We start from the raw sequence: 4,830 nt of genomic DNA on the forward strand, positions 1-4,830 counted from the left end.
ATTATATTACTATTTATATTGTAATTATCATATAAATAGTAATATAATTTGAAGTGAAAAAAACAAATGGAAGGTGATACATAATATGGAACATGCAAATGGGATTGCTTTAGCCAATGGTGAAACAGTAATCCGCAAATATGAGGCAACGCAACTAGATGATCCAAAAACAACAGGATATTTAATTGCTACTAATCGTAGGCTAATTTTTAGTGGTGAAGCAAAAGGGATTTCAGGAGAAAGTGTTATTGTAAAAGATGTCCAAATTGATCGTGTTACAGGTATTCATGCTTTTATGGGGGCAGGGAAGAGTTTTGCACAGATTTTTTCTGTTGTTATAATTACTATTATCATTTTATTATTATCTCAAATTTCTGAAATGTTGTACGTAGCTCTATTATTCCCAGCTTATACAGTATATAAGTTAATAAGCAATCCATGGAAAAATAGTGTAATGAATATGGTTGTTATGGCAGATAATCAAACGCCAAGCTCTATCAATATAGCAGCTACGGCTTCTTCAGGTAGTTTCCTAGCAGGTTTGTTTAGTAAAAGAGGTACTTTTCACGGAGATCATGCATGGTTATCAGTAGCAGCTGGGCCAGGGAAAGATACGATTATTATGATTAAAGAATTGGGAGCACTTGTCCTTGATATTCAAGCACAAGGTGAGCATGCTATTAAAAATTGGGAAAAACCTGTTAAGCAGAATAAAGAAGTTTATCGTACACCACCTAAGTCTTCTCAGCAAACAAAAGAAAATGGAAAAGTTTGTGTGAAATGTAAAAAATCATATGGGGGAGACGAGCAATTTTGTGGGGAGTGTGGAGGAGAATTAACAATTTCAAAATCAGAAGGCCGTCTTCAACGCTCACAAAATGTATCTAAAGATGAGGAGTTCTTTAGTTAATGAGCTATTTACAGAATGAAGTAATGGATGGGCAAAGGCTAGGAGCTTTGCATGCCGGTGAGGTGCGCTGGAAAGGAACAGCGAATATCGGTATAAGAGGACTAAATAATACGGGACTTGTCATTCATGAGCAACTATTGGCGCGTCATATTTTATGTCTTGGATCAATTGGTAGTGGTAAATCTGTAACAATGTATCATATTGTTAATGCGATAAGAAAAAAGGCTACAGATAATGATGTATTTGTATTTTTTGATGCAAAAGGAGATTACTTAAAAGAATTTTACGAATCAGGTGATTATGTTATTTCCAATCAAGGCGAAGAACTTGATGGTACAGTTTATTGGAATATATACCGTGATATTTTGCAAATAATACCTAAAAAACGTGATGAGGCAATTCGTGAAATTGCAACTGTATTATTTAAAGAAGACATAAAGAATAGTTCATCACCTATCTTTGCTACTGGCGCGCGAGATTTATTTGCAGCTATTTTAACATGCCAAGTACGAAATATAGAAGAAAACCAAGAAGAATGGGATCATTCAAAACTTGTTGAATGGTTAAAACAAGCAACTGATATTACTATTCGTAATCTTTTAAAGCCTTATGAAGATTTGAAATGGGTACGTAATTATATTAATAAAGATAATAGTGCTTCTACAAATCAAAGTTATATTGTACATCTATATCAAAACCTATTTAATGTATTTTCAGGAGGATTTGCTCAAGCTGGAGATTTTTCAATTAAGGAAGCTTTAAGGAATAAAGGTGGTAAGGCAATTTTCTTAGAGTACGATCTTGAGAATGGGAATGTACTAAAACCAGTATATACACTGATGCTTGATTTAGCGATGAAAGATGTTCTTGGAAGAAGTACTTCAGAAGGAAATGTTTACTTTATTTTAGATGAATTTCCTTTAATACCAAAGCTAAGTTATATGGACAACGCACTGAACTTCGGGAGATCTCTTGGGGTGAAGGTTATTGCGGGGATTCAAAACGTTGGCCAAGTGGAGTACGTATATGATCAAGCGCTTGCAAGAAGTATTATCAGTGGATTTGGTACAGTCTTTGCATTTCGTTTATTTGATGAAGAAAGTAGAAATGTGGTAGCCACACGACATGGCAGAACGAAAAAAATAGTTAGTATCGTTTCTTCTAATGCGAATAAGGGTGTACAGGATTTGGTGATAGATGGAAGTGCTATTGAAGATTGGGATTTGGTGAATTTAAAAATCGGACAATGTATTGTGTCCCCATTCAATGGAGAGCCATTCTTATTTTATCCTATCAATTATATCGAAAGAGAATATAAATAATTTTGCTAAAAAGCCGAATAAGGTCCTATCCTTAGTAGGCTTTTTTTTAGGAGTGATGAAGCATGTTTTTTAAGAAAAAAGAGGAGTTACTATTAAGTACTAGTAGAGAGTTCGGAAAATGGGAAAACAATACTTGTATTATTGGATCTGCTCATGGAGTGTATAAACTACCTGAAGAGCAATCCGTAGTTTGGGAATTGTTAAAAAAATCTATGACATTAAAAGAATGGGAAAAAAACATTCAAAACATAAAAGATTTTAATGAAAAATTCGAAGATGTATTGAGTTATTTTGAAAATCGATGTTTATTGGTAAAAATTCGTGATTATGATGTTCGGAAACTGAGCGGATTTCGAGTAACAAGGAATGGCATGGGAATAGGGAATTATGATGGTGAATTTTGGCTTGTTGGTTCATATGATAGTGAACAAAAAATCAATATGAAAAGAGAACAATATTTAGTATGGGCTTGTGCTGACGGGACAACAAGCATTCCAAAAGTAATCGAAAATATTAAGAGTATATTAAAATGTTCATCTAAGAAAGCTTTTAATTTGTTTAAGGAAAATGTAAAAGTGTTTATTCAGAAAGGGTTATGGAGTATAGAATACCAAGAAGTAATTGGTGTTCCTCACAAAATATTTTTAGAAGAACTTGAAATTAGTTCTACACTCTTACCAATCGGGCAAGAAGTTGGGGTGTTAAATGATTCCGGAAATTATTTCCTTACAATTAATGGAGATTTAATAGAATTATCATCAGATGAATATGTTATATGGACGATGGTAAAACAAAATTCAGTGAATACAATTGATTTGTCTGAAGTAATTGAAAGAGATGAAGAAGAGATTTTTAATAAGCTTGTGAAGCCAATGGTACAAAGAGGATTACTCACTGTATGGACAAGTGAGAGAGTAAGATTAGATAGTTCTATACGTATTAATCCAGTGGGATTAAGTATTGTTGGAATGAAGGAAAAAATAAAAATGATGACGTGTACAATGGGGAAAATACAAGAAATACCTTTTTTAACATACCTTTTATGGAGTAAGGCGACTCCTAATGCAACTTTAATCCAGTTGCAAATGATGTATCAAGAAGAAACTGGATGTACGGATGAAGAAGCGTTATTAGCTATATATCAATTTGTACCTTTTCTTGTCTATTGTGGGTTGATGACTTTAGTAGAAAGAAAAGAGGGATAGCATATGTCATGGTTTCGAAATCAAAATTTTGAATCGCGAAAGTATGCTATTACAGAGGCAATTGGAGTTGGTTTATTAGGTCCAGGAGCATTGTTAGTGCGCCCGACTTTAAAAGAGGCACAACGATATATGAATGCTAGAGAGGCTTACAAAGAGCAACATGGAAAGTTAGATTGGGGATTTTATAAAAAAGAGTGGTTTACTGTAAGCTTTAAAGGTTTGAGAGAAGAATCAAAAAAGTTTAATAATGTATATAAAGCTTTAACAAAAGACCTTATTAAACCTATTATTCCAGTCCCTATTTCACCTGGAGAAGCAGCTGCTGAAGTATTTGATGCAGCAAAAGAACCTATTTCTAATACGATACATGATTTATATGACGGTCTGGATGTATCGGAAGTAACAGAGCGAGAATCTATGAATTTGATGGATAATCTAACAGAAAAAGTCGAAGAACTCGTAAATGATGTTGAGGAATTTATTGACGAATTAATTGACGATCCCCTGGGGAATGCTTCTAGAGAGCTGACTGAAGAGGAGATGGAAGAAAAGGAAATTGAGGAGAATATAGAAAAAAGAGAAGCGGACCAAGAAGTAGAGCGAGAAGAAAGGGAAGCAGAGAAAGAAACGGAGCGGGAAGAAAGGGAAGCAGAGAAAGAGGCAGAGCGAGAAGAAAGAGAAGCGGAAAAAGAAGCAGAGCGAGAAGAAAGAGAAGCAGAGAAAGAAGCAGAGCGAGAAAAAAGAGAGGCAGAGAAAGAAGCAGGGCGGGAAGAAAGAGAAGCAGAGAAAGAAGCAGAGCGAGAGGAAAGAGAAGCAGGACGAAAAGCAGAGGGAATACAAGAAGACTTCGAAGATAAGGTAGGGGAAATAAAAGAGGATTTCGAAGATAAGGTAGAAGAAATAAAAGAAGACTTCGAAGATAAGGTAGGGGAAATAAAAGAAGACTTCGAAGATAAGGTAGGGGAAATAAAAGAGGATTTCGAAGATAAGATAGAAGAAATAAAAGAAGACTTCGAAGATAATGTAGGGGAAATAAAAGAGGATTTCGAAGATAAGGTAGAAGAAATAAAAGAAGATCTCGAAGATAAGGTAGAAGAAATAAAAGAGGATTTCGAAGATAAGGTAGAGGAAATAAAAGAAGATATACATGATGGAATTCATGATGTATGGGAAAAAGCAGATGATATAACTGAGGAACTTGTAGATACATTAATCGAAACATCGAAACATAAAGAAAAAGAGGGATTAAATAAAGAAGAGTATAAAGATGACGGAGGCGGTGGAAAAGGCAGAAAAGTCGAGGAAGAAGGGTTAGAAGAAGATCCAGAGGTTTCCGAAGAAGAAGGAATGGAAGAAGACCCAGAGAGCCCCGAGGAAGAAGGGTTAGAGGAAG

General features: G+C 34.8%; 4 protein-coding genes. All 4 read left to right on the forward strand.

Annotated elements, in window-relative coordinates:
• Nucleotides 1-85: 85 nt before the first annotated feature.
• Nucleotides 86-910: a hypothetical protein gene (locus KI356_RS07595; RefSeq protein WP_212935156.1), complete on the forward strand. Its 825-nt coding sequence runs from the start codon at nt 86-88 to the stop codon at nt 908-910.
• Nucleotides 910-2,232, forward strand: coding sequence for a type IV secretory system conjugative DNA transfer family protein (locus KI356_RS07600; RefSeq protein ID WP_212935157.1), 1,323 nt, complete (start codon nt 910-912; stop codon nt 2,230-2,232). Before KI356_RS07595 ends, KI356_RS07600 begins: the two co-directional genes overlap by 1 nt.
• Before the next feature lie 62 nt (nt 2,233-2,294).
• Nucleotides 2,295-3,437, forward strand: coding sequence for a hypothetical protein (locus tag KI356_RS07605; RefSeq protein ID WP_212935158.1), 1,143 nt, complete (start codon nt 2,295-2,297; stop codon nt 3,435-3,437).
• A 3-nt stretch (nt 3,438-3,440) separates the two neighbouring features.
• A partial coding sequence (locus KI356_RS07610; RefSeq protein WP_212935159.1) for an apolipoprotein A1/A4/E family protein occupies nt 3,441-4,830 on the forward strand: 1,390 nt, incomplete at its 3' end.

Source organism: Bacillus hominis, assembly GCF_018332515.1.
GTDB classification, from domain to species: Bacteria; Bacillota; Bacilli; order Bacillales; family Bacillaceae_G; genus Bacillus_A; species Bacillus_A hominis.

Bases quoted from the DNA above. Each gene is read 5' to 3' on its own strand.
- KI356_RS07595 (WP_212935156.1), top strand. From the start codon at position 86: ATGGAACATGCAAATGGGATTGCTTTAGCCAATGGTGAAACAGTAATC.
- KI356_RS07600 (WP_212935157.1), top strand. From the start codon at position 910: ATGAGCTATTTACAGAATGAAGTAATGGATGGGCAAAGGCTAGGAGCT.
- KI356_RS07605 (WP_212935158.1), top strand. From the start codon at position 2,295: ATGTTTTTTAAGAAAAAAGAGGAGTTACTATTAAGTACTAGTAGAGAG.